This window comes from Paenibacillus sp. NRS-1760 (assembly GCF_050467785.1).
Taxonomy (GTDB): domain Bacteria; phylum Bacillota; class Bacilli; order Paenibacillales; family Paenibacillaceae; genus Pristimantibacillus.
On sequence record NZ_JBITPK010000008.1, the window covers coordinates 14,512 to 39,097 of the forward strand.

The 24,586-nt window shown below is 42.9% G+C and carries 29 protein-coding genes and 1 tRNA gene; 21 read left to right on the top strand and 9 right to left on the bottom strand.

All coding sequences use genetic code 11. The annotated features are described in order from the left end of the window. Positions 1-67: 67 nt before the first annotated feature. The 8 genes from mnmE to ACIFSR_RS07200 all read left to right on the top strand — a co-directional run bounded on the left by mnmE (position 68) and on the right by ACIFSR_RS07200 (position 9,396). Positions 68-1,447, top strand: coding sequence for a tRNA uridine-5-carboxymethylaminomethyl(34) synthesis GTPase MnmE (mnmE, locus tag ACIFSR_RS07165; protein WP_430056232.1), 1,380 nt, complete (start codon positions 68-70; stop codon positions 1,445-1,447). A 331-nt stretch (positions 1,448-1,778) separates the two neighbouring features. Beyond that, the gene (gene mnmG, locus ACIFSR_RS07170) at positions 1,779-3,668 is read left to right on the top strand and encodes a tRNA uridine-5-carboxymethylaminomethyl(34) synthesis enzyme MnmG (RefSeq protein ID WP_430056234.1); all 1,890 of its coding nucleotides are present in this window, start codon (positions 1,779-1,781) and stop codon (positions 3,666-3,668) included. Position 3,669: 1 nt separating this feature from the next. Then, complete coding sequence (gene rsmG, locus ACIFSR_RS07175) at positions 3,670-4,392, top strand: 16S rRNA (guanine(527)-N(7))-methyltransferase RsmG (RefSeq protein ID WP_430056237.1); 723 nt, start codon at positions 3,670-3,672, stop codon at positions 4,390-4,392. A gap of 585 nt (positions 4,393-4,977) precedes the next feature. Then, positions 4,978-5,796, top strand: a complete 819-nt coding sequence (gene noc, locus ACIFSR_RS07180; RefSeq protein ID WP_076266589.1) for a nucleoid occlusion protein — start codon at positions 4,978-4,980, stop codon at positions 5,794-5,796. Positions 5,797-6,003: 207 nt separating this feature from the next. Continuing rightward, complete coding sequence (locus ACIFSR_RS07185; protein WP_076266588.1) at positions 6,004-6,777, top strand: ParA family protein; 774 nt, start codon at positions 6,004-6,006, stop codon at positions 6,775-6,777. After that, a complete protein-coding gene (locus ACIFSR_RS07190) occupies positions 6,758-7,609 on the top strand; it encodes a ParB/RepB/Spo0J family partition protein (RefSeq protein ID WP_076266587.1) in 852 nt (283 codons plus the stop codon). The genes ACIFSR_RS07185 and ACIFSR_RS07190 overlap by 20 nt, the downstream gene beginning before the upstream one ends. Before the next feature lie 104 nt (positions 7,610-7,713). After that, positions 7,714-8,886 (top strand): aminotransferase class V-fold PLP-dependent enzyme, encoded by a 1,173-nt coding sequence (locus ACIFSR_RS07195; protein WP_430056240.1) that lies wholly within the window; start codon positions 7,714-7,716, stop codon positions 8,884-8,886. Positions 8,887-8,913: 27 nt separating this feature from the next. Then, positions 8,914-9,396 carry a DUF4446 family protein gene (locus tag ACIFSR_RS07200; RefSeq protein ID WP_430056242.1) on the top strand — a complete coding sequence of 161 codons (483 nt, stop codon included), beginning with the start codon at positions 8,914-8,916 and terminating at the stop codon, positions 9,394-9,396. Positions 9,397-9,411: 15 nt separating this feature from the next. On the opposite strand, the gene yyaC is transcribed toward ACIFSR_RS07200, so the two are convergent. Then, positions 9,412-10,020, bottom strand: a complete 609-nt coding sequence (yyaC, locus tag ACIFSR_RS07205; RefSeq protein ID WP_339205822.1) for a spore protease YyaC — start codon at positions 10,018-10,020, stop codon at positions 9,412-9,414. 112 nt (positions 10,021-10,132) lie between these two features. Here yyaC and ACIFSR_RS07210 point away from each other — a divergent pair, with 112 nt between their 5' ends. From ACIFSR_RS07210 to ACIFSR_RS07225, 4 genes are all read left to right on the top strand, one after another. Continuing rightward, positions 10,133-10,387: a DUF3343 domain-containing protein gene (locus ACIFSR_RS07210; RefSeq protein ID WP_076266583.1), complete on the top strand. Its 255-nt coding sequence runs from the start codon at positions 10,133-10,135 to the stop codon at positions 10,385-10,387. A 31-nt stretch (positions 10,388-10,418) separates the two neighbouring features. Next, entirely contained in the window at positions 10,419-11,294 is an 876-nt protein-coding gene (locus ACIFSR_RS07215) for a mechanosensitive ion channel family protein (RefSeq protein WP_076266582.1), read from the top strand. After that, on the top strand, positions 11,284-11,496 hold the full coding sequence (locus ACIFSR_RS07220; protein ID WP_339205821.1) for a DUF951 domain-containing protein: 213 nt from the start codon (positions 11,284-11,286) through the stop codon (positions 11,494-11,496). Before ACIFSR_RS07215 ends, ACIFSR_RS07220 begins: the two co-directional genes overlap by 11 nt. Before the next feature lie 80 nt (positions 11,497-11,576). Continuing rightward, positions 11,577-11,667, top strand: a tRNA-Ser gene (locus ACIFSR_RS07225). Positions 11,668-12,150: 483 nt separating this feature from the next. Here the strand turns inward: ACIFSR_RS07225 and ACIFSR_RS07230 are convergent. Next, positions 12,151-12,333 carry a YjzC family protein gene (locus tag ACIFSR_RS07230; RefSeq protein ID WP_076266580.1) on the bottom strand — a complete coding sequence of 61 codons (183 nt, stop codon included), beginning with the start codon at positions 12,331-12,333 and terminating at the stop codon, positions 12,151-12,153. Between the two features lie 272 nt (positions 12,334-12,605). On the opposite strand from ACIFSR_RS07230, the gene rpsF reads away from it, so the two are divergent. The 3 genes from rpsF (at position 12,606) to rpsR (ending at position 13,844) form a co-directional block, all read left to right on the top strand. Beyond that, a complete protein-coding gene (gene rpsF, locus ACIFSR_RS07235) occupies positions 12,606-12,890 on the top strand; it encodes a 30S ribosomal protein S6 (protein WP_054025758.1) in 285 nt (94 codons plus the stop codon). A 36-nt stretch (positions 12,891-12,926) separates the two neighbouring features. After that, complete coding sequence (gene ssb / locus ACIFSR_RS07240) at positions 12,927-13,448, top strand: single-stranded DNA-binding protein (protein WP_054025757.1); 522 nt, start codon at positions 12,927-12,929, stop codon at positions 13,446-13,448. A gap of 111 nt (positions 13,449-13,559) precedes the next feature. Then, complete coding sequence (rpsR, locus tag ACIFSR_RS07245) at positions 13,560-13,844, top strand: 30S ribosomal protein S18 (RefSeq protein ID WP_054025756.1); 285 nt, start codon at positions 13,560-13,562, stop codon at positions 13,842-13,844. 23 nt (positions 13,845-13,867) lie between these two features. Here rpsR and ACIFSR_RS07250 read toward each other — a convergent pair whose 3' ends face one another. Beyond that, entirely contained in the window at positions 13,868-14,122 is a 255-nt protein-coding gene (locus ACIFSR_RS07250; RefSeq protein WP_430056249.1) for a hypothetical protein, read from the bottom strand. 260 nt (positions 14,123-14,382) lie between these two features. On the opposite strand from ACIFSR_RS07250, the gene ACIFSR_RS07255 reads away from it, so the two are divergent. The 6 genes from ACIFSR_RS07255 to mnhG are packed head-to-tail and all read left to right on the top strand — an operon-like array spanning position 14,383 to position 20,183. After that, positions 14,383-17,259 carry a Na+/H+ antiporter subunit A gene (locus ACIFSR_RS07255; RefSeq protein WP_430056252.1) on the top strand — a complete coding sequence of 959 codons (2,877 nt, stop codon included), beginning with the start codon at positions 14,383-14,385 and terminating at the stop codon, positions 17,257-17,259. 2 nt (positions 17,260-17,261) lie between these two features. Then, on the top strand, positions 17,262-17,600 hold the full coding sequence (locus tag ACIFSR_RS07260) for a Na(+)/H(+) antiporter subunit C (protein WP_054025754.1): 339 nt from the start codon (positions 17,262-17,264) through the stop codon (positions 17,598-17,600). After that, on the top strand, positions 17,593-19,071 hold the full coding sequence (locus ACIFSR_RS07265; protein WP_430056255.1) for a Na+/H+ antiporter subunit D: 1,479 nt from the start codon (positions 17,593-17,595) through the stop codon (positions 19,069-19,071). Before ACIFSR_RS07260 ends, ACIFSR_RS07265 begins: the two co-directional genes overlap by 8 nt. 5 nt (positions 19,072-19,076) lie before the next feature. Then, positions 19,077-19,553 carry a Na+/H+ antiporter subunit E gene (locus ACIFSR_RS07270; RefSeq protein WP_430056257.1) on the top strand — a complete coding sequence of 159 codons (477 nt, stop codon included), beginning with the start codon at positions 19,077-19,079 and terminating at the stop codon, positions 19,551-19,553. Next, complete coding sequence (locus tag ACIFSR_RS07275) at positions 19,553-19,837, top strand: Na(+)/H(+) antiporter subunit F1 (RefSeq protein WP_339205809.1); 285 nt, start codon at positions 19,553-19,555, stop codon at positions 19,835-19,837. Before ACIFSR_RS07270 ends, ACIFSR_RS07275 begins: the two co-directional genes overlap by 1 nt. Further along, positions 19,821-20,183: a monovalent cation/H(+) antiporter subunit G gene (gene mnhG / locus ACIFSR_RS07280; RefSeq protein WP_430057048.1), complete on the top strand. Its 363-nt coding sequence runs from the start codon at positions 19,821-19,823 to the stop codon at positions 20,181-20,183. The genes ACIFSR_RS07275 and mnhG overlap by 17 nt, the downstream gene beginning before the upstream one ends. A gap of 26 nt (positions 20,184-20,209) precedes the next feature. Here the strand turns inward: mnhG and ACIFSR_RS07285 are convergent, their stop codons facing one another. The 6 genes from ACIFSR_RS07285 to ACIFSR_RS07310 form a co-directional block, all read right to left on the bottom strand. Next, positions 20,210-20,887: a hypothetical protein gene (locus tag ACIFSR_RS07285; RefSeq protein WP_430056259.1), complete on the bottom strand. Its 678-nt coding sequence runs from the start codon at positions 20,885-20,887 to the stop codon at positions 20,210-20,212. A gap of 47 nt (positions 20,888-20,934) precedes the next feature. Then, entirely contained in the window at positions 20,935-21,645 is a 711-nt protein-coding gene (locus tag ACIFSR_RS07290) for an ABC transporter permease (protein ID WP_430056261.1), read from the bottom strand. Continuing rightward, positions 21,642-22,496, bottom strand: coding sequence for an ABC transporter ATP-binding protein (locus ACIFSR_RS07295; protein ID WP_430056263.1), 855 nt, complete (start codon positions 22,494-22,496; stop codon positions 21,642-21,644). The genes ACIFSR_RS07290 and ACIFSR_RS07295 overlap by 4 nt, the downstream gene beginning before the upstream one ends. Beyond that, positions 22,493-23,122 carry a TetR/AcrR family transcriptional regulator gene (locus ACIFSR_RS07300; RefSeq protein ID WP_430056265.1) on the bottom strand — a complete coding sequence of 210 codons (630 nt, stop codon included), beginning with the start codon at positions 23,120-23,122 and terminating at the stop codon, positions 22,493-22,495. The genes ACIFSR_RS07295 and ACIFSR_RS07300 overlap by 4 nt, the downstream gene beginning before the upstream one ends. A gap of 199 nt (positions 23,123-23,321) precedes the next feature. Next, on the bottom strand, positions 23,322-24,068 hold the full coding sequence (locus tag ACIFSR_RS07305) for a DUF4247 domain-containing protein (protein WP_430056267.1): 747 nt from the start codon (positions 24,066-24,068) through the stop codon (positions 23,322-23,324). A gap of 10 nt (positions 24,069-24,078) precedes the next feature. After that, the gene (locus ACIFSR_RS07310) at positions 24,079-24,585 is read right to left on the bottom strand and encodes a DUF4178 domain-containing protein (RefSeq protein ID WP_430056269.1); all 507 of its coding nucleotides are present in this window, start codon (positions 24,583-24,585) and stop codon (positions 24,079-24,081) included. Between the last annotated feature and the right edge of the window lies 1 nt (position 24,586).

A 24,586-nucleotide genomic window follows, 5' to 3' on the forward strand; every position in this document is an offset into this window, starting at 1 on the left:
TACGCTATCCACAGCAATGGCTCATAATGGTCATTGCTGTTTTTCCATTTGAGAGGTGCTGACAGCAATGGTACATGATACGATAGCTGCCATTTCCACAGCAGTCGGAGAAGGCGGAATCGCAATAATTAGAGTAAGCGGACCTGAGGCAATTGCAGGTATCGCGAGTGTTTTTCGTTCGAAAATAAATCTAAATGATGCGGATACACATACGCTGCATTATGGTCATATTCTCGATCCGAGGTCTGGAGAAGAGGTTGAAGAAGTACTTGTTACGCTGATGAGAGGTCCCCGTTCATTTACCGCGGAGGATGTTGTCGAAATTAACGCACATGGCGGTGTTATTGCCGTTAAAAAGGTGCTTGATGTCGTATTGCAGCTGGACGGCTATCGCACAGCGGAGCCTGGCGAGTTTACGAAGCGTGCCTTCCTGAATGGTCGAATCGATCTTATGCAGGCAGAGGCTGTTATCGATTTGATTCGTTCCAAATCTGATCGAGCATTTTCCGCTGCCCGCAAACAAGCAGAGGGCGTTCTGTCGAAGCGGATTAAAGCTTTGCGGCAGACGGTCATTGAGCTGCTTGCCCATATAGAAGTGAACATCGATTATCCGGAGCATGACGTAGAGGAAATGACGAGTTCATTCATTCGTGACCAATGCGATTCTGCTATTAATGAAATAGATCGTCTGTTAAAAACCGCAAACGAAGGCAAGATACTAAGAGAAGGTATTGTAACAGCTATCGTTGGGCGTCCCAATGTCGGTAAATCGTCTTTAATGAATGTACTTACGCAGGAGAATAAGGCTATCGTTACCGACATCCCGGGTACGACTCGTGATGTCATTGAACAATTTGTAGCTCTAAACGGAATTCCACTTCGACTGCTCGATACGGCCGGTATTCGTGAAACAACGGATGTTGTTGAGCGAATTGGGGTGGAGCGCTCTCGCAATGCGCTTGAAGAAGCGGATCTCATTTTGCTAGTGCTGAACTATAATGAGCCGTTGCAGGCTGATGATCGGGAGCTATTGTTGCAAATGAAGGGTCGCCCAGTCATTGCGATCATAAATAAGACTGACTTGCCGCGTCAATTAGAAATTGAGGTGGTGGAGGAGTCGATTCCGGTCGATTCCATCGTTAAAATGTCGGTTCTTGAGGAAGATGGGTTAGACCGTTTAGAGAAGACGATAAGCGAGATGTTTTTTGAAGGCCAGCTTGAATCAGGTGATCTGACATATGTGAGCAATGTTCGACATATTGCTTTATTGAAGCGGGCGAGGCAATCGCTAGTCGATGCAATAGAAGCATCTGATACAGGAATACCGATTGACCTTATTCAAATTGATGCCAGATCCGCGTGGGAGTCGCTTGGTGAAATTTTGGGTGATGAGGCTGGAGATTCATTAATTGATCAAATTTTCTCGCAGTTCTGCTTAGGGAAATAGATGGAAGTAGGCTTTTGCAGCCGATATGAATTAAACTTACAACATGTGGCTTTCATGAAGTACGTTGCTAAAAAGTGATTTTACTAATGAGGCAGAGTTTCCAGCTGCCTGTACTATTTAAGATTAGCGCAGCTCTAAGTGTTAATTAAGGAAATAGAATTTCGAGCTAATCGTTATTCTATTCAGCATATAGGTTTCACTGAAATGATGGGGCATATGAAAGCTTTCTATGAAAGCCTTCGGTTATGCTTACGAAGTGGTTTTCTACGAAAACCTAAGTTAATGCTTACGAAGTGGTTTTCTACGAAAACCTTTAGGAGGGTAAAGGACAATGAGGTATATAGCTGGTGAATATGACGTGATCGTCATTGGAGCGGGGCATGCAGGCTGTGAAGCTGCACTTGCGGCTGCACGTATGGGCTGCGAAACGCTGCTGCTTACAATAAATCTAGACATGGTTGCTTTTATGCCATGTAATCCATCTATCGGCGGACCTGCAAAAGGCCATGTGGTGCGTGAAATTGATGCGCTCGGCGGTGAGATGGGACGTAATATCGATAAAACGTTCATTCAAATGCGGATGCTTAATACAGGTAAAGGTCCAGCGGTGCACGCACTGCGTGCGCAAGCTGACAAGTTTGATTATCAGCATTTAATGAAAAAGACAATTGAAGAAACACCTCATTTGACTCTGAGACAGGGTATGGCTGAAGAGCTTATTGTTGAGGATGGAAAATGCTTAGGAATCGTTACAAAAACAGGCGCTGAGTACCGTGCAAAGACTACGGTTGTTACAACGGGCACCTATTTGCGCGGCAAAATTATTATGGGAGAGCTGATGTATGAGAGCGGACCAAATAATCAACAGCCGTCAGTCAGACTTTCGGCAAGCTTGAAGGAGCATGGTTTGGAGCTTGTACGTTTCAAGACAGGTACGCCTCCGCGTGTTCACAAAGATACGATTGATTTTTCGAAAACAGAAATTCAACCTGGCGACGATAAACCGAAGTTTTTCTCGCATGAGACGGAATCCTCCACAAACGAGCAATTGCCTTGCTGGTTAACATATACATCTGAAGCGACGCACAAAATTATCAATGACAATCTTCATCGTGCGCCAATGTTCTCAGGTGCGATTGAGGGAACGGGTCCAAGATATTGTCCTTCTATTGAAGATAAAATCGTCCGTTTTGCTGATAAGCCAAAACACCAAATCTTCTTAGAGCCAGAAGGTAAAAATACCTCTGAGTATTATGTACAAGGTCTTTCCACAAGTATGCCAGAAGATGTACAGCTTGGTATTTTACGTTCTATACCAGGTTTGGAAAAAGTTGAGATAATGCGCAACGGTTATGCGATCGAATATGATGCGGTAGTTCCTACACAGCTGTGGCCATCTTTGGAGACAAAGGTGATTGATGGTTTATTCACAGCTGGACAAATAAACGGAACTTCTGGTTATGAGGAAGCTGCGGGACAAGGCGTTATGGCTGGCATTAATGCTGCACGCAAGGTACAAGGGAAAGAACCAATTATTATTGGTCGTGCAGATGGCTATATCGGTGTAATGATCGATGATCTTGTTACGAAGGGGACGAACGATCCTTATCGTTTGCTCACTTCAAGAGCGGAATATCGATTGCTGCTTCGCCATGACAATGCAGATTATCGTCTAACGCCAACTGGCTACGAAATCGGTCTTATTTCGGAAGAGCGTTACAATAAATTTTTGCGTAAAAAAGAATTGGTTGAAATTGATATTGAACGTCTACGCGGAACTAAAGTAAAACCTGATCAAGCAAATGAAATGCTGTTAGCAGCGGGTACAGCGCCAATGGAGCATGGCACTGATGCGTTATCGTTGCTTCGTCGACCGGAAGTTACTTATGCGATGCTGGAAACGGTTGTACCTTCCGTTCCAGAAATGACAGAGGAAATGAAGGAACAGGTTGAAATTCAAATTAAATATGCAGGTTATATTGAGAAGCAGCTTGTGCAAGTAGCACGTTTGAACAAAATGGAGAAAAAACGTATTCCTGATGACATTGATTATAGCGATGTTCGCAGCTTAGCATCTGAAGCAAAGCAAAAGCTTTCTGTTATCAGACCGCTATCTATTGGTCAAGCGTCAAGGATTGCCGGTGTTACACCAGCTGATATTTCCATACTGCTTGTTTACTTGGAACATTACAACCGTGTTACTGCAGCGAGAGGGTCATAATATGGATGAAACATTAAAATGGTTTACAAAACGAATGGAGGAGAGCGGTATTCCGCTTTCTCCCGTTCAGCTTGAACAATTCGAAACTTATTATCGCCTGCTCGTTGAGTGGAATGAGAAAATGAATTTGACCGGCATTACCGAACGTGATGCTGTATACGAGAAACATTTTTATGATTCCGTATCGCTTTCTTTTTATACGAAGATGGACAGTGTTCGCAAGCTTGCTGATATAGGTTCCGGAGCGGGTTTTCCTAGTATTCCTTTGAAAATTTGTTTTCCTCATTTGCAAATCATGATTGTTGATTCTTTGAATAAAAGAATACAATTCCTAACGCATCTGACAGAGCAGCTTGGTTTAGATCAGGTTTTATGTTTGCATGGCCGGGCTGAAGATATTGCACAATTGCCAGACCACCGTGACAAGTATGATTTAGTAACGGCAAGGGCAGTTGCGAGATTAAATGTATTAAATGAATTTTGTTTGCCCTTCGTAAAAAAAGGTGGATTGTTTGCTGCAATGAAAGGCTCGCAATCGGATGAAGAAGTTCGGGAGGCAGCTTTAAGCCTAAGAGAACTCAAAGGAAAAATTAAATCACAGCATCAGTTATCGCTTCCAAACGAACAATCAGAGCGACATATTATTTTAATAGAGAAGCTAGATGCTACTCCGCGTAAATACCCTAGAAAAGCAGGCACTCCACTAAAACAGCCACTTGTGTAGCTGGCATCTAATGTTCCACGTGAAACATTTTGCAAATGGTTACTTGGGGAAAAGAACTTCCATTTTCTTATAACAATTATTTGTTCTAAAATGATGTCAAGCAGGAGATCGTCCAGTGATAGTCGAATTATTATAGTAGATGAAGAGACTGGACGATACCGTTACATAGACGAACCAATAAATGTCTTCATAAGACATATTGAAGTTCGTATCACGGGCAAATATAAGCATCGTATCAAGCGTTACAGCCATACCTGATTATATTTTAACTGAAGCCTCTCCTATCATTTCCGAATGAAATTTGTTATGGATGTTCGCCGTGCAGTTGACGATTATTACCTGAGAGAGGTTCTAGTAACCGAAATAATCCAATTGGCAATGAACCAATCTTACTGCTGAAGCGTATTTATTGCAAAAACCTTGTAATTGCTTTTTAATAGAATGGAGACATTTTCCTAGTTTACTAGTGTTGATGCTGACATTTTGTATGAAACGCATGCTTCCCATTACTACGATGGGGGATATGGTTTCTTTTGAAGTGATTAGAAACAAGGTTTATCTCATGATCGGGTGGTAATTATCGATATGAAAGAACAATTTTCTCGATTGTTCGGCCTGTCCGAGCAGCGCATACCGCAAGAAGAAGTACGGCAAATACCGATTCAAGAAATCGACGCAAGCCCATTTCAGCCGCGGACGATTTTTGATGATGACCGAATTGAAGAATTATGTCAAACGATAAAAACGCATGGTGTTATTCAGCCTATCGTTGTTCGTATGCGTAATGGAAGATATGAAATCATAGCAGGGGAACGTCGCTGGCGTGCTGTTACTAAGCTTGGTTACGATACGATCCCTGGTATTGTTCGTGAATTCAACGATTCACAAACAGCTTCCATTGCTTTAATTGAGAATCTTCAAAGAGAAGGTTTATCGGCAATTGAGGAAGCGATAGCCTATCAAAAATTAATCGAGCTTCATCAATTAACACAGGAAAGCTTGGCTCAGCGTCTAGGGAAAAGTCAATCGACGATTGCCAATAAATTAAGATTGTTAATGTTGAATGATACGATTAAGATGGCTTTAATGGAACGGAAAATTACGGAACGACATGCAAGGGCTTTGTTGTCGCTCGATAATGAAGAATTGCAGCTTAAAGTATTAGATGAAATCATAACTAAAGATTTGAATGTTAAGCAGACTGAGGTTAGAATCGCTTTCCTAAAAGAGTCTACAAAACTCAAGAAAGCGAAACGTATTTCTTTTACTAAGGACGTACGACTAGCCCTTAATACAATCAGACAATCCATTGAAATGGTTTCTGGTTCTGGATTGCAAATTAAGACGAATGAAAAGGATCATGAAGATCATTATGAAATAACGATCCAGATCCCTAAAAGATAAAGTTATATCTTAAAATAGTATAATTTAATGCTTATTTGTGCCGCCCTCACTGAGGGCGGCGATGCCATTTGTAGCTAGTTTTTTATTAAATGAGCTGCACATGTATGGTTCATGTTAATTAACTAGTTTTAAGTTATTAGCATTTATACGTTAATGGATCTTAAGAAAATAGCACATAAAAGTTGTACACATAGAGGTGAGCCGGTTTTGTCGAAGATAATTGCAATAGCCAACCAGAAGGGCGGTGTCGGAAAAACGACAACGTCTGTCAATTTAGCTGCCTGTCTTGCATCACTTGGTAAAAAAGTGCTGCTAGTTGATATTGATCCACAAGGGAATACAACAAGTGGTCTCGGTATTAACAAAGGGGACGTAACGAATTGTATTTACGATGTGCTTATTAATGAAGTCCATCCAAAAGATGCAATGTTCGAGACGGCGGTTCCAGGTCTGAAAATCATTCCAGCAACGATTCAATTGGCTGGTGCCGAAATCGAATTAGTACCGACGATATCAAGAGAGCTGCGTTTGAAAAAGTCTTTGCATATGGTTAAGGATGATTTCGATTATGTCCTTATTGATTGTCCTCCGTCACTTGGGATATTAACGATAAATTCGTTAACCGCAGCTGACTCTGTTCTTATTCCTATTCAGTGCGAATATTATGCTCTTGAAGGTTTGAGTCAATTGCTTAATACGGTTCGACTCGTTCAAAAGCATTTAAATACATCGCTTCAAATTGAGGGTGTTCTTCTGACCATGCTTGATGCGAGAACGAATTTGGGAATTCAAGTTATTGAAGAAGTGAAAAAGTATTTCCAGCAAAAAGTGTACCAAACGATTATTCCACGTAATGTACGTTTAAGTGAAGCGCCATCACATGGACAAGCTATTATCACATACGACCCGCGTTCTAAAGGTGCAGAAGTTTATCTTGAACTCGCAAAGGAAGTGATTATGTATGAGCAAGCGGCTAGGTAGAGGGCTGGATGCGCTTATCCCATCGCTTTCTGTGAATGACGATGATAAAGTGATTGAAATTACCTTATCCCAACTAAGGCCAAATCCGTATCAACCTAGGAAAACATTTGATGAGGATTCGATTAAAGAATTAGCAGAATCCATTAAGCAGCATGGCATCATTCAACCTATTATTGTTCGTACTGTATTGAAGGGTTACGAAATTATAGCAGGTGAGAGACGCTTCCGCGCTTCGCAATATTGTGGAAATGCAACAATACCTGCTGTTGTAAGATCGTTTACTGATCAACAGGTTATGGAGATTGCTTTAATAGAGAACCTACAGCGCGAGGATTTGAATGCAATTGAAGTTGCTATTGCTTATCAGGCGCTTATCGATAAGTTCAAGCTTACGCAAGAAGAGTTGTCCATGAAAGTCGGAAAGTCACGTTCTCATATTGCCAACTTCGTTCGGTTGCTTTCGTTGCCAACTGAAATAAAAGATAATGTTTCACGTGGAACAATTTCTATGGGTCACGCAAGAGCGTTGGTCGGCATTAAAGATGATAAGGTGCAAAAGGAATTAGCAGATCTTACCGTTTCTCAAGAGTGGAGTGTCCGCGAACTTGAAGAGGCGATTCAGAAGCTTGATTCGAAGCAGCCGGAAGATACAGCCAAGCCGAGTCAGAAAAAACGCGATCCGTATATTGACCATTTAGAGGAGTCGCTTCGTGAACGATTTAAAACGACAGTGAAAATTAAACAGCAAAAAGATAAAGGTAAAATTGAGCTACAATACTATAGTAAACAGGATTTGGAACGTTTGCTAGAATTGCTTCAATACATGGCATAGACTATACCAAACAATGGCATACCTTAGTTGTAATCTTGCTTTTGAAAGATTAAACTAAGGTATGCCATTGTTGTGAGCAGGCAGCTAGGAAAGGTGTGAAATTCGTGAGCAATCATAATCAATCACTCATTTATTTGGATCATGCGGCAACCTCTTGGCCTAAGCCGCCTGCAGTAACAGAAGCAGTCGTTAATGCTATGTTAAATGACGCTGCTAATCCGGGAAGAGGCAGTCATGCTATGGCTGTGCGAGCAAGTCGAATATTATTTGAAACGCGCAAACAATTGGCTAAACTGTTTAACATAAAAAACCCGAATGACATAGCATTCACCTCTAACACGACGATGTCATTAAACATGGCGATTAAAGGTTGGTTGAAGCCTGGTGATCATGTTATCGCAACTTCAGTAGAACATAATTCAGTAAGAAGACCATTATATTATCTGGAACAGACAATCGGTATTGAAGTGACATATGTAGAATCGGATGAACGTGGAAATATTAACATAGATGATGTTGCCTCAGCTATTCGTTCTAACACAACACTTGCTATTGTTAATCATAGTTCCAACCTGTTAGGAACAATTATGCCTGTAGCGGATATAGCTGAACTAACAAGGAAGCATGGAATAAAATTGTTAGTTGATGCCGCGCAAAGCGCAGGTATTTTACCTATAGATGTAAGAACAATGGGCATTCACATGCTGGCATTCCCGGGACATAAAGGATTATTGGGCCCACAAGGCACAGGAGGGCTGTACATCGATCCTGAGCTTGATTTGGCGCCTTTATTACATGGCGGGACAGGAAGCCAATCTGAGGCAGTAGAGCAGCCTCAAGTGAGGCCAGATCGTTATGAGGCGGGAACACAAAATACACCGGGCTTGGCAGGGCTCAAAACCGGTGTACAGTATGTTCTGAATGAGACGGTGCACAATATCCATACTAAGGAATGGATGCTTACTCAGAGATTAATGCAAGGCCTTGAACCAGTAAAGGGAGTCAAAATACTGGGGCCAGAGCTTGGCAAACAGAGAACTGGAATTGTAGCTTTTAATCTAGAGGGCGTTGATCCTTCTGAATTATCATTCATATTGGATCAGCATTACCAAATTGCTGTGCGAGCTGGATTTCATTGCACTCCACTCGCACATGCATGTGCAGGAACATTGGAAACAGGAGCTATACGAGCAAGTGTCGGTGTTTTTACAACGAATGAAGAAATTGATGCGTTAACAGGTGCAATCAGAGAGATTGCACAGCAATATGGCGTTTAGCATTGAACTGGGGGCGGAGTAACTAAGATGGAAGATTGGACATCAAATCCGATGAATGCAGTTACGGTGGGCATTGCGTTATTTGCCATCGTATTATTCATTTGGATAGCGGTTTTAGGCGGACGGCTGAAAAAGCTAAGAAAGCAATATACAGCGGTAATGGGGAATACAGGTGTGACGAATATGGAAGATGTCATTGTTGAATTGAAGCAAGGCCTTGCCGAGCAGCAGCAAGCGAATGCGGAGCTGAAGGCGCAGCTAATTGAAATGCAATCTACTGTAACAACGCAAAAAGGAAAAGTAGGTGTCATTCGTTATAATGCTTTTGCTGAACAGGGCAGTGATCTCAGCTTTTCAATCGCAATTATTAATGATGAGAAAGATGGAGCCGTATTCTCAGGTATTCATAGCAGGGAGAATACTTATGTCTATGCAAAACCTCTTGAAAAAGGCCAATCAGTTTACCCATTAACCCCTGAAGAGCATAAAGCTATTTTGGAAGCAAAATAGGAAATTTATTTGTTATTAAATATTATCCGAAGCAGCGGTTTGTTCAAGAACGCTGGTCGTGATATGCGCATTGTTCGCAATAGCAGTAAATAAACTGAGCGAAATAATGTCGGCCATTTTCATAACGAGATGCAGACGAGTGTTTTGTAGCACAAAATACTCCATAAATCCGCCTACATTAACGATACCAGTAATATGAATGTCGCCAACAGGAGGAAGGTCCTTGTTGACGCCAGCACCAGGACGCACAGGTCCTACACCAACTTGAATGCTGCCTACGCTGGATACTTGACCAAGGCAGGCATCAATACCAATCACAAATGGTTTGTGGAACCGCCGATTGATCTCGATAAGGGTATCATCTAAATTCATAGCATGAACCGGATTTTCAAGCGTGCCAAATAGTGAAAAATGAGGGCTGCGGTATTTTGATAGTGAGGTTCCAATCAGCGGTCCTAAAGAGTCTCCTGTTGAACGGTCCGTGCCTACGCAGACAACTACGATGGGGCGTGCAGCAGCCATTTCTTCGAGCATGGCTGTAAGTCGATTTACTAGCATGCCAATTACGTTTGCGGTGGTGTAGGGCACCTTCAAAGGCGTCTCTTTAATAAATGAAAGCTTCATAGAATCCCTCCGATTATACCGATATGCTACTAGTATATGGATAGGACAACCATTTTATACGTCAGATAGTTTTGATATTTTGTTTGCCAAGAAAGTTTGTCATGCTAATTTAATGGAGGTCTTGCTTGTGTTAATTGCCTTCGATTCAACTCAGCAAGCATTGCGTGCAGAAATGCTGCTCGAATACGCAGATATTGAAATTGACATATGTCCCACGCCGAAGGAAATTACAGCCGGCTGCGCATTATCTATTCATTTTCCTGAGGAAGATTTGATAACGGTTAAGGAAGTTATTGTGCAGGAAAACGTGGAAGTTAGAGGTATATTTAAGCCGATTGAAGCCGGTTATGAGCAAATCGACATGTAAATATATTCAAAGTTAATGAGGAGGAATTGTGATGTCAATCAGAGAACGATATGATGAATTTGTTGATTGGTTGACAAACAATGAATTATGGCAAGCATTTGGGAGTTCTGCGCTGCGAATCGTCATGTTCTTATTCATTGGCCGTGTAGTTGTATGGGTAATTCATAAAACCATTGATCGAATTATTTTAGAGCGTGAGAACAAGATGTTGATCAACCATACAAGGCGAATGACAACCGTAGGCAAGCTGATGAAAAATGTAACTTCTTACGTCGTCTATTTTATAACCATTATGCTCATATTGTCTGAATTCGGGATTAATTTAGGGCCATTGCTCGCAGGAGCAGGTGTACTCGGACTTGCTGTCGGGTTTGGTGCTCAAAGCCTGGTGAAGGATATTATTACGGGATTTTTTATTGTACTCGAAGATCAATTCGCTGTAGGCGATGTGATTCAGACAGGGCAATTCAAAGGGACCGTAGAAGTCATTGGACTTAGGACAACCCGTATTCAGAGCTGGACAGGGGAGGTTCATATTGTTCCCAATGGCATGATCAATGAGGTTACAAACTTCTCGATTAATAATAGCATCGCAGTTGTTGATATTTCGATTGCTTTTGAGGAAGAAGTAAATCGTGCGCTAGAGGTCATTCGACATACGATGATCACGATGAAGGATGAAAATTTAATTAATGCACCGGAAGTGCTTGGTATTCAGGCTATTGCTCCAACAGGGGTAACGCTTCGAGTGATTGCTGAGTGTCGACCGAATACGCATCCGATCGTATCACGCAAGTTAAATATGGAGCTGAAAAAGGCATTAGATGCGAGTGGTATTGAAATTCCATATCCTCGAATGGTCACTTATCATCGCAATGGAAAGGGAGGCGAAAAAGATGGAGCGTAAGCAATTTGAGCTAGGCGATGTTGTTCAAATGAAAAAACAGCATCCATGCGGCTCTAATGAAATGGAAGTCATTCGGATGGGGATGGATATCCGAATTAAATGCGTCGGTTGTAAGCACAGCGTTCTAATACCTAGAGCTAAATTTGAAAAAAACATGAAAAAGGTGCTGCGCTCCAAAGCCTCTGAAGAAGGCTTAAGTTAAGCAGAAGTACGAACGGCTAAGGGGTTTTAAGGAAATACTTGCGCGTTGACAAGCACTGTGATACAATAATTTTTACATGCGGAGAGGTACCCAAGAGGCCCAAGGGGGCTGACTCGAAATCAGCTAGGCGGGTCAAACCGTGCGTGGGTTCGAATCCCACCTTCTCCGCCATTATATTAAACATTTACGGTTCCTTCAGAGGAACCGTTTTTTTATGTCTTTTTAATAGGTTAGGAAAAACCATAGGAATAAATAATATAGAAAAGAGAGCTCTTGCGAGCTCTCTTCCTGACGGTGAATAATGGCTGAGTCGATCAATTCTCACTGCAAGCTGTTGAAACATCATTCGTCAATCGGAACAAATCAGCTAAAGCTTCATTAAATCCTTTTGAGCACAATCATACACGGCCGATTGAACGGTAACGTCTATCAATGCTCGAATGCGCGTGTGTTACAGACAAGTGTCTTTGGCACAACCCTCCGCTTCTCTCCTGAGTGGACGAAATCCTCACGCGATGAGAGCTAATCCGTTTTTAGACGGGTATAGTGTCTCCGCGTTTGCCGAAATGGTTCAATGGAACCACACCTCTCTTGCACCGTCAAAAATTAGAATGGCCAAAGTGATGTTTTATTATTCAAAACCATGTAGAAAAATTAATGGCCCATTCGTTTCCATTTACGCTCGTGGTTAGAGGTGTCAGGAAAACGCTGCCCTTTGCTGAGCTTGACCTTCTTCGGATTATTGATTCCCATATGAAATGAGTTCACACCGTCCTCGATGTATGTGCCATCATTCGGAGCTTTGTCGCCCGGCGAAAACATTGTACCTTCACCCATTATGATCAGCCTCCAGCTTATATTTAGAGCGGATAGATAAATGCACAAGATCTATCCCTTCATGTTGTAGTATTAGCGGGCAATGGAATTTGCATGAGTAGCAGATAACGGCTATAAAATGGATTGACCATCGCCAGAAGTTGCCTGCGAAGCAACATCATCTATTTTCGCTTGTCATAGGCGTACAGATTTGATATAGTATAGAGATGCGAGCAGAAGCTCGTTCCTTGCTCCATTTATGGGGCCGTTAGTCCAAGAGGAGGTGAAACAATATGCGCAAATATGAAGTAATGTACATCGTTCGTCCAGACGTTGAGCAAGAAGCCTTGCAAGCGATCGTTGACAAATTCCATGGCATTATCTCCAATGGCGGAGAAGTCACAAAGCAAGATGTGAGCGGAAAACGTCGTCTTGCGTATGAAATCAACAAGCTTCGTGATGGTTATTTTGTACTCGTTCATTTCAATGCAACTACTGAAGTTGTAAATGAACTTGACCGTATCATGAAGATTACGGATGAAGTTATCCGTTCGTTGATCGTCAGAGACGCCGCTTAATCCAAGCTGGATTGTTCGATTGGGAGGTCAGAAACGATGTTGAATCGTGTTATACTAATTGGTAGATTGACGAGAGACCCAGAGCTTCGCTATACACCTGCAGGTGTCGCAGTTACACAATTTACGTTAGCGGTAGATCGTCCGTTTACAAGCGGTGGTCAAGGTGAGCGTGAAGCGGATTTTATTCCGGTTGTAACATGGCGTCAACTGGCCGAGACTTGCGCCAACTATTTGCGCAAAGGCCGTTTAACAGCGGTTGAAGGTCGCATTCAAGTTCGGAATTACGAGAACAACGAAGGCAAACGCGTCTACGTGACGGAAGTTATCGCTGATAACGTTCGGTTCTTGGAATCCAACAAAGATGGCGGTGGATCGCGTGAAGAGGGTGGAAGCAGCTACAGCGGCGGTACAAGCACCGGCGGAAGCAATTTCGGCGGCAATGCGTCCCAAAGCAGCGGTAACCGTCCATCTGGTAATAACTCACGTAACGACAGCCGTGATCCGTTTCAGGATGACGGACGCCCGATTGATATATCAGAGGATGATTTGCCATTTTGATAATAGTGTAGCTTAGGTTGCACATGTCAATGGAGCAGTTGCACAGCCTTTATTGTGATATAAAGCTGTTGTGTAATTGTAATATTTTCAACGATAAGGAGGATACCTATCATGGCTTTCAAGCAAAGAGATAACGGTGGCGACGAGCGTCCAGAACGTAAGTTCAGCGGACGTAAAGGCGGACGCAACAAACGCCGTAAAGTTTGTTTCTTCACTGTAAACAAAATTTCTAAAATTGACTATAAAGATGTTGATTTGTTGAAAAAGTTTATTAGCGAGCGCGGCAAAATCTTGCCACGTCGTGTGACTGGTACAAGCGCGAAATACCAACGCTTGCTTACAATCGCAATTAAACGTTCACGTCAAATCGCATTGCTTCCTTACACGACTGAATAGGTTGATGTCTGCAATCAAAAAGCCTACTGGGGTTTCTCAGTAGGCTTTCTTTGTATTTCTAATCGAATAATACGCATATATTCACGAGGTAAATAAGGGGAATATGGCTCTAAGTGATGGATAGAATCATGCGCTGAAAATATTTTGTATTGCAGTAAGGATGCAGGCTGCAGCAGCTGTTTGCTCCGCTGCTGGTCCATTTGCTGATCCAAATGCCATGCGCCAGCTAAAATCAGAATGAAAATGAATGAGCTGATCGCTATTTTTGTATGCCGCATGATGATCACTCCTTTAGTAAGAGTAATCCCCATTTTAACTATTTTCATTCTCCCCGCTTTGTCATCTCAATTCTTTTGACAATTTTAGACTTGAACGATATACTAAAGTGTAGTCAAAAAACAACTAAATTAACTTTTTTATCGGAGGAGCCTGCCAACAGCGGGCTCTTTTTGCGTTTTTTTAAGGCTCCGGCAGAAATGGAAGTACTTTTATAGAAATAGGGAAAAGCTATGGAAGTCATTTGTAGAGGAAGGGGAGAGTGTTTTTGCTATCTGTCATCATCATTTTACCATTTATTATGGCTGCTATTAGTCCTTTGCTGCGAAAGCTGCTGCATGGACTTCATACGGGTTGGATTATTCTGCCTTTGCCAATTTTGCTGTTTAGTTATTTTCTATGGAAAATACCAGCGATTCAAAGCGGTGAAACCATAACAGCAACCATCCCATGGATACCTTCATTAGGAGTCAATTTCACCGTTTATTTGGATGGTTTAGGTTTATTATTTGCCTTATTAATTACGGGAATTGGCGCGTTAGTCGTCCTTTATTCGATTTATTATTTGGATAAAAATAAGGAAGCGATAACATCCTTTTATGTTTATTTGCTTTTATTTATGGGAGCTATGCTCGGGGTTGTCCTATCAGATAACCTTATTGTGCTGTATGGTTTCTGGGAGCTGACGAGCATTTCCTCGTTCTTGCTGATCGCTTTCTGGAACCATAGAGAGAAATCGAGATATGGCGCATTAAAATCTATGCTTATTACAGTATTCGGCGGCCTTTCTATGCTGGCTGGTTTTGTACTGCTGTATGTGATGTCAGGCACCTTTAGCATTCGTGAGATCATCGGCAGCGTTGATACGCTAAGCGGCCATGTATTGTTTTTGCCCGCAATGCTGCTTATTCTAGTCGGAGCGTTTACAAAATCGGCGCAGTTTCCATTCCATATTTGGCTGCCCGATGCTATGGAGGCTCCAACCCCTGTAAGTGCGTATCTGCACTCAGCGACGATGGTTAAGGCAGGTTTATATTTAGTCGCAAGGTTCAGTCCAATCTTCTCTGGAGAGTCGGCTTGGTTCTGGCTCGTTTCGTTCTTTGGTCTTGTGACGATGATTTATGGCTCTTTCCGAGCGATGAAGCAGACGGATTTAAAATCATTACTCGCGTTCTCAACGATTAGCCAGCTCGGCTTGCTGATGAGTTTATTTGGACTTGGATCGGCGGCGGCTTTCTATACAGGTGGTACAGATTCACTCTTTTATGCAAAAGCAACGATGGCGGCCATCTTTCATTTGATCAACCATGCTGTGTTTAAAGGTGCTTTGTTCATGGTTGTTGGAATCGTTGACCATGAAACAGGTACGAGAGACATTCGCAAGCTAGGCGGTCTTATGGCTCTAATGCCAATAACCTTCTCCATTGCGCTCATTGGAGCCTTCTCGATGGCGGGCCTGCCGCCGTTTAATGGCTTTTTGAGCAAGGAAATGTTTTTTACAGCGGCTCTTAATATTAGGCAGCTGGACTTTTTCAACGTTTCATTTATGCTGGCTATCATTCCCGTTATCGCATGGGTTGCAAGTATATTTACATTTGTATACAGCATGATTTTGCTGTTTAGAACGTTTATGGGACCAGCACAGTTTGAAAAGTTGGCGAAGAAGCCGCATGAAGCGCCGCTCGGCATGCTTATTTCCCCGGTCATTCTTGCTTCTTTAGCTGTCGTTATCGGTTTGTTCCCAAATCTGCTTGCGTACTCTTTAATTGAACCGGCGATGGCTGCGATTCATCCTAATGTGCTGCTGCCCGGCGAGCGATTCCTTGTGCATATTCAATTCTGGCATGGCTGGACAGCTGAAATATTTATGACGATGGGCGTTGTTATTGCGGGGACACTTTTGTTCAAGTTTCATCAACGTATCCAGTGGATCAATCAACCGCTCTTCCAGCACATCTCATTGAACCAAATGTATGATGGAGGGCTTCGAGTATTGGATAGAGGCTCCAATCGGTTGACCAACCGTTATATGACGGGTTCCATTCGCCACTATTTGATGTACATTTTTGTATTTTTAATTGTGTCACTTGGGTTAACGATGATTCAAGAGAAAGTGAATGTGTTTCAGTTCTCGGATTATGCTCCAATATCCGTATATGAGGCGGTTATTATTATCGTCTTAGTCTTATCGGTTATTGCTATACCGTTTACGAAGTCGAGAATGATGGCTATCATTTTGACGGGTGCGGCAGGTTATATGGTCACCTTGTTTTTTGTCATCCTACAGGCGCCTGATCTAGCTTTGACTCAGATGATCGTCGAGACAGTATCGGTGACGCTGTTCCTCTTATGTTTCTATCATTTGCCGAAGCTGAGCAAGGAAATAGCCGCCCTGCGTTTTCGACTATCTAATTTCGTTATTGCGCTTAGTGTGGGGATTATAATGACTTTAATTGCGCTTGGTGCAAGCGGAAATCGCGCGTTTGATTCTATATCAGACTTTTTCTTAAAAGAGAGCTACGAATTAGCGGGCGGCAAAAATGTGGTTAACGTCATCCTCGTTGATTTCCGCGGCTTTGATACGATGCTTGAAATTGTTGTCCTTGCCATCGCATCGTTAGGTATTTATGCCATGATTAAGCTGAAGCTGGATGCAGAGGATGAAAGAGTGTTTCTGCCTAAGCAAAGCAATAGAGGAAAGCTGGCGTTTCCCGTAGTAAGAAGCAACGATGTTATTCTGCAGACGATAGCGAAAGTCGTTATCTTCATTATATTGACGTTCTCAGTGTATTTGATGTTCGCAGGGCATAACCATCCAGGCGGAGGATTTATCGGGGCATTAATGGCGTCGGCTGCATTTATTTTGCTTACGATGGCCTTTGGATTGCAGACGATGCGAGAGGTCATTCCTATCGATTTCCGAGTATTAACAGCGATTGGGCTGTCGATTGCTATTTTGACGGGAGTAGGATCTTTTATATTTGGCGCACCATTTCTCAGTCATGCCTTTGGTCACTTCGAGCTGCCGCTATTGGGCGATACGGAGCTTGCTACGGCAATGCTGTTTGATTTAGGGGTATATTTGACCGTTATTGGCGTGACGATGACCATCATTTTAACGATAGGGAGGGATAAGTAGCTATGGAATTGTATATGTCACTCGCAATCGGTGTTATTTTTACAGTCGGGGTGTATCTGATCTTGTCCAAAAGCCTGCTGCGTATCATTTTGGGAACCTCTATCCTTACCCATGGTGTTCATTTGCTGCTGCTTACGATGTCCAAGTTAAAAACAGGAGCTGCGCCGCTGCTTGGCGAAAAGGCGGAAACGTATGTTGATCCGCTGCCGCAGGCTCTGATTCTAACTTCTATAGTCATCAGCTTTGGCGTAACCTCTTTTTTCTTTGTACTCGCTTATAAGGCTTATCAGAAGCTGGGTACTGACGATATGGAGCAGTTAAGGGGGAATGACGATGAATAATCTGCTTGTATTCCCGCTTCTCATTCCTTTGTGTACGGCAGTTGTTCTTTTGTTTTTTAAAAATAGTGTGATCGGGCAGCGCTGGATAAGTGCGATTGGTATGCTTTTTAATCTGGCTGCAGCTATTGTCCTTATCTATCAAGTAAAAACGGAGGGCATTCAAACGCTGCATATGGGAGGCTGGCTGCCGCCGTATGGTATTGTGTTCGTTGGGGATATGCTTGCCGCATTGCTTGTTTTGGCTACTTCGATTGTCGGCACCTTCTGTTTGTTCTTTGCATTCGGAACGATCGGCAAGGAGAGAGAAAAATATTATTTTTATCCGTTTTATCAGTTTTTGCTCGTCGGTGTGAGCGGATCGTTTCTTACGGGAGATTTGTTTAATTTATTTGTTTGCTTCGAGGTTATGCTTATTTCCTCCTATGCGCTTATCGTGCTTGGAGGGACGAAGAAGCAGCTCCGCGAAACGTTGAAATATATATTAATTAATATTTTATCCTCAACACTATTTGTAGCAGCAGTCGCCTATTTGTACGGAGTTGTAGGCACTTTGAATATGGCGGATCTATCACAGCGCATAGCTGAAGTAGGTCAGAGCGGCGTCTTGAACGTCATAGCGATACTGTTCATGATCGTATTTTCTTTAAAGGCGGGACTGTTCCTATTTTTCTGGCTGCCCGGCTCTTATAGTGCGCCTCCGGCAGCGGTATCTGCTTTGTTTGGCGCATTGCTCACGAAAGTAGGCTTATATGCTCTCATACGGACATTTACGCTTATCTTTTATCATGAACCTGGGATTACGCATCATTGGTTGGCTTGGATGGCCGCTGCAACGATGGTTTTAGGCGCTTTCGGGGCAGCCGCTTATTCCGATATTGGCCGTATTTTGAACTACAATGTCATCATCAGCGTTGGTTTTCTAGCTTTTGGGTTAGCAGTGAGCTCAAAGGAAGCGTTAGATGGAGTCGTGTTCTATTTGCTGCACGATATGGTTGCCAAGGCACTCCTTTTTATCATTGGAGGAATGCTTATGTATATTGCTGGTACGGGGCGTTTAAAGGAAATGGGAGGCTTGATCAAGCGTTATCCGTTTATGGGCTGGATGTTTTTTATCACAGCGTTAGCCATTGCAGGCATTCCTCCACTTAGTGGATTCACAGGAAAACTGCTGATCATTATGGGCGGCTTTCAGGAAAAATATTTCTGGCTTACAGCTGTGTCGCTAGCATCAAGCTTCATCGTGCTCTATTCCTTGATCAAAATATTTATGGCGGCTTTCTGGGGTGCAGAGATGAAGAACGTCGATTCACTGCCTGCCGTTAATAAAGGATTTATCGTTTCCACAGCAGGGTTATGCTTGATCGTCGTTGCGATGGGCATCGGCTCAGAGTGGGTGTACCAATACGTTTCTGAAGCAGGGCATACGCTTATCAATCCGGCGCAGTATATCAATGCCGTATTAAAGGAGTAGATGAGATGGCGTTGCAAATCTTATTAAACTTAATCATTTCGTTCGTATGGATGTTTCTTCACAATGACTGGTCGGCTCCGCGGTTTATCATAGGTTATATCATCGGTATTTTATTTATAGGGCTGCTCAGCAGGTTTTGGCCGCAGGACTTTTATATGAAGAGAGTATGGGCAATCTTTAAGCTGCTTGTTCTGTTCATAAAAGAATTGTTTGTATCCAGCTTCGTTGTGATTGGACTAATCGTTCGTCCTAAGCTCGCCATACGTCCAGGAATTTTTGCAATGCAAACCGAGCTCAAAACAGACTGGGAAATCACAGTGCTGTCCTGCCTAATCTGTTTGACACCAGGGACGCTGACGCTCGACGTATCCAAGGATGGACGAACATTATATATTCATGCGATGGATATGGATGATGCGGAGCTGCTCTCACAGCAGATCAAGGATTCCTTTGAAAAAGCGATTATGGAGGTGACTCGGTAATGCTGTCCACTTTGCTTATTGCATCATTAGTCATACTATCACTAGCTATTTTGGGTTGTATGTACCGGCTGCTCAAAGGTCCTTCCATAACGGATCGGATCGCTGCTTTGGATACGATTGGCGTCATTTTATTATCGATGATTGCAGTCATTTGCATGCTGCTAAAAACACAAAATTATTTCGATATCATATTATTGATCGGCATATTGACCTTTATCGGGACAACCGCTTTTGCAAGATATATTGAAAGGGGTGTCGTCTTTGAACATGGAGATGATAAGTAAAGCAGGAGAGCTGATTATTGGTCTGATGGTTCTGTTTGGTGCATTAATTGGTGCTCTAAGTGCTTTTGGCTTAATTCGGCTTCCTGACGTTTATTTACGATCACATGCGGCAACCAAAAGCGCGACGCTTGGGGTGTTGTTCATTTTAGTAGCCGCTTTCCTATACTTTATGATTTATTTGGAGCATACGAGCGCCAAGCTGCTGTTAGGTATTGTGTTCGTATTCATCACGGGACCGGTAGCCGGACATTTGAATGGAAGAGCAGCCTATCGTTCAGGCGTACCGCTATGGAATAAAAGCGTACAGGATGATTTGAAGGAAGCCTCTAAAGAGGAACAGGGATAATTTCCAGCAAAGGCCAGCATACCTTTCTAATCGATCCGCTTCAAAAAGGAATGAAACATGATTATTAATAAAATAAGATGATAGGCGAGCCCGATGCCAAATACCCCTAAAGCAGCTGAAGGCTCGCCTGCTATGCCTAATAAATAGCTTTTGGCAGGCCAGTAGCTTGGAATCCATGCGCCTAAATATTGCCATGGCAAGGGGGTGAAAGCTGCAATAATAGGCCCTGCAAAAAGTAAACCGCTTATTTTGGACAAGGCTAAGCCTTCGACCTTATTAGAAGCAAAAGTCGCTAGAAACAAAGCCAAGCATGGGGCCTCTAGGGTTAGCAATACAATGGTATATAAACTTTCGATTTGAATCTTTGCAATGCCCGATAATAGGATGAATAAACTGGATAAGCTTATTGCAAGTGCGCATGGCAGCAGTAATCGATACAAAAAATAGCCTTTACGTGTAAAAGGGGTGATCGCATAATAAGCAATCATGTTTTCATCCCGTTCATCGAGCATAAGAAGCCCAGCCATTGTCCCTGGAAGCAGCGGTATGACAAGCATAAGGAACGTTACCGCGAAATTGGAATAATCCATCAATAAAAAGCCATACTGCTCCTGTATCCAATCGGATAATGGAGGGAAGGCATAACGTGCAACCACGATAATGGCTAGGGGACCAAATAAACTGGCCATAAGCATAGGATCCATCCTAATTTGCCTCGCATCATTCCTCATAAAAGCTTTAATTTTCAGTATCATCCTGAATCCCCTTTTCCTATTTTCATAAGAATGATCTGCTGAAATGACCGTTTAGCCCATAAGAAAACGAGTGTGTTGCCCAATAATAAAATGAAAATGGCATACATCGTTTCTGCGACAGTTGGTTGTTTGATCATTGATTTTAACAACAAGAGGGTCCCTTCTGTAGGGATAATCATGTATAAATATGGATTTCCAATGTGAAAGAAGCCGAGTAGAGGAAGCGCAAACGGCAGAGCATAGAGCTGTGAAAGTAGAATAAAACCGTTTACCGATTGCGAGCGTACAACTACGCCAATGGATAATAAGGTGAAAAAGCTGGATGTAAGCAGGATGCCAATCGTAAAATGAAAGGGTGAAGCGGGTGCACCAATGGAAAGTAGATGTATAGCCCAGGCAGAAGAAATCGAGAGCAAGGCAAGAGAACAGGCTTTGGCGAGCAAATATTCGGTTACACGAAGCGGTGTTACGAACAGACTGTCATGAATGCCTTGGTCTTTCTCAAGCAAGACAATGCCGCCGGCTAGAATTAACCCTAACGCACTTGGATCAGAGAAGGTAAGCAATAGAGCAACGGTTGCTTTGTAGTCTGTGGGAATAGAGTGGAGCAATAGGAGATATATTGTGCAGACGAGCAAGTAGATCAGGTAAAATTTATGGCGCCACTGGAAACGAAGATCATGACATACGGTCATCCACATTCTCATACTAAAGCCCTGCCTGTCACATCAATAAATATTTGTTCAAGAGTTGCTTCTAAGGAATGAATCGTTTCGATTTTTTCATGACGTATAAGGGTCATAAATTGCTGATTCCCCGCAAGCCCATCCATAGAAAAATATTCGGTTATCAGCTCATGCTGCTTTAAATATTCAATACGAACACTGTTTTGGCCATGGCGCAGTCTTAGCTCTCTAGGAGAATCAATAAGCTTAATCTGACCATCAACAATAAAAGCAACACGGTCGCAAAGCTCCTCGGCTGCTTGCATGTTATGCGTTGTGATGACGATGGTAGTACCTGCAGCTTTCCTCTCTAAAATCAACTCTTTCATCCGCTTTGCATTTACGGGATCAAGGCCGGAGGTCGGTTCGTCGAGAAACAAAATATTTGGTTGATGCAGCAATACACGACAAAAATTCAACCTCATCTTCATGCCTTTGGATAGCTGTGAAACCTTCATATTCGCCGCATCCTGCAGTCCGACCTGGGAGAGGAGCTGCATAGGGTCCAAGGTAACGCCTGCATAAAGAGAACGAAACAATTTTAAGTTTTCAAGGACTGTAAACTTGCTGTAGAAGTTGGGGAATTCAAAAGCAACGCCGATTTGTTCATAATAGTCGGGACCAGTGCTCTTGATTTCAAAATCCAAAACGCGCACACTGCCTGTGTAACCTTTGAGTGCGCCGATTAATATTTTTTGCGTGGTGCTCTTTCCAGCACCTGATGGACCGAGAAAACCAAATACTTCTCCCGGTGCGATTGAAAAGGTAAGGCCGTGCAGAATCGTATTTGTTGTACCGGGATATCTGTACTCAAGCTGATTCACTTCGATCATCTGATAATTTCGCCTCCTAAATCACGCTTTGCATACATACCTTCCGCAACAATATCAAGCATAAATGAAATGGTATCGGAATAAATGCCGGGCCCGATTTCTTGCTTATGCAAGGTAAGAAGGACAAGCGCTCTAATCATACTGACGATAAGCTCAGGCTTTGTATGAGCGAGAATGCCAGCTGCTTGCCAATGGTGAATAATTGGTATTAAGGCATCTGCATCATCCGAGAAATTATGTTCCAAGAGTTCTGGAGGCAGCTTGCGTACAAGCTGAGCAAATTCACCTTCCAAATACATTTGACGAACCATAGGGCTTTCGCCTAATAGACGGAAGGATTCAATAAGAAATTGATGAATACTCTCTTTGGTTACGAGTTCACTCCGATTTAATGAAGCAAGCAGACGATTGCGAATTAAAGCCTCCTCTTCAAGCAGAATGTGATAAAAGAGCTCCTCCTTCGAATTGAAGAACATATAGAAGGAGCCTTGTGCAATGCCGCAAGCTTTCGTTAAATCTTCAATGCTTGTTTTGCGAAGACCAGCCGCTTCGAAGCAGCGTTTGCCCTCTTCGAACAGCTTTTTGCTAATCCATTGTTTCTCTTGCTCACTGAATTTTTTGGGCATATGGATTCTCTTTTCTTTTTTATGATTTTATGAATAATTTTATTTTATATTCACAATAAGCGATAAAGGAGATTTCAGTCAAGCATAATAAAAGAGCAGTACCCAAGTAGAGGATACTGCCCTTATTTTGAAATTTTAGAAAGCAGATCATTTGCTGCTGTTATCTTATATTTCTCTGTCAAAGCGGCCACAATTAGCTTCAGCGTCGCCGTGAAATTCTGCTTTTGCCAACTTTAATGGAAGGTTTAGACGTTCGCGGCTTGGTGAATACTTTGCTTGTGCTATTCTTTTGCTTATTGTCTTTCACAATCTTGCCCTTGGTCGCTGGCTTTGTGGTGATTGTGTTCGTGCTTGCTTTGGGGGAGGAGGAGGAAACACCCGCCTCTTTGGAGCGTCTCATGACCGAGCCGGTACGATTAACGGTAACTGGCGGTGCAAGCTTCTTATCATCAACAGTAGGTATGCGGTACGTTGTCTTAGGCTTGTATGTATCCTTTGACGAATAACCTCGGTATTTGCCGCTGCCGTATTTGCCCTTATCAAACAGATCATCAAGAACACTCGCGATTAAATAGGCTTGGAGAAAGCTTGAGCTATAGTTCTGACGTACATATTCCGTTGAGTTAATTTCGATCAGTGTATCTTCCGGTGCATCAGGAGCCTGCTGCAAATCGATGACTTCATCGGAATAGACGAGAAACATCCGCTCAGTACTTGTCTCGCTTTGCTGCTTCGGTTTACGCTGCTCGTTAAAATCCGAAGCGACATCAGGAACGGAACGATTTGCGGCACGATAGACGTAAGAGGTTTGGTTGCCAGAGCCGTTGACTGATTCTAATGGGTACTGCTCCTTAACTGTATCTGAAATGGTGCATGCTGTGAGAAGCGGGATGATAAAGCTAAGCAGAAGCAGGTATTTCAAAGATTGATGCCACCATTTGTTCATCGTTATCCTCCTAGCCGCCGCGCAGCACGCGAACATCTGCAGGCAGCACGCTTTCTCCTTCATAGAGCATAAAGCGCCCGTTTTGCCATTCGATACGAAGCAGCTTCATATCATCCGATTGATATTGCCAGACAGACTGTTCGCCTCCCTGCATGTATGGCGTTTTGCCGGTCGCCGTAATTAAACCGGAGAATTGCTCCTCCATATGATAAGTACGTTCATCCAGCTCCAAAATGGTAGGCACCTCGTCAATCGACTCCAAGCGCCCGTCTATAGGGTCATAAAGCGCGAACACGGTTCTTTCTCGCTCCTCTATCGTTAAATAACGAATGGTTATTCCATCCTGAAGCGTGAGGACAATCGCGTTGCGTGCACGATTATGAGTTCTGCCTGTGACGTTATAAGTTATTAAGGAAACCTCGCAAGCATCGCCAGGTGACAATGTCATTATGCTTTTCTCAGCGATGGGGGGTGGAGAAGCAGCAATCAGGTTTTTGATCCGTTTGAACAAGCTCATC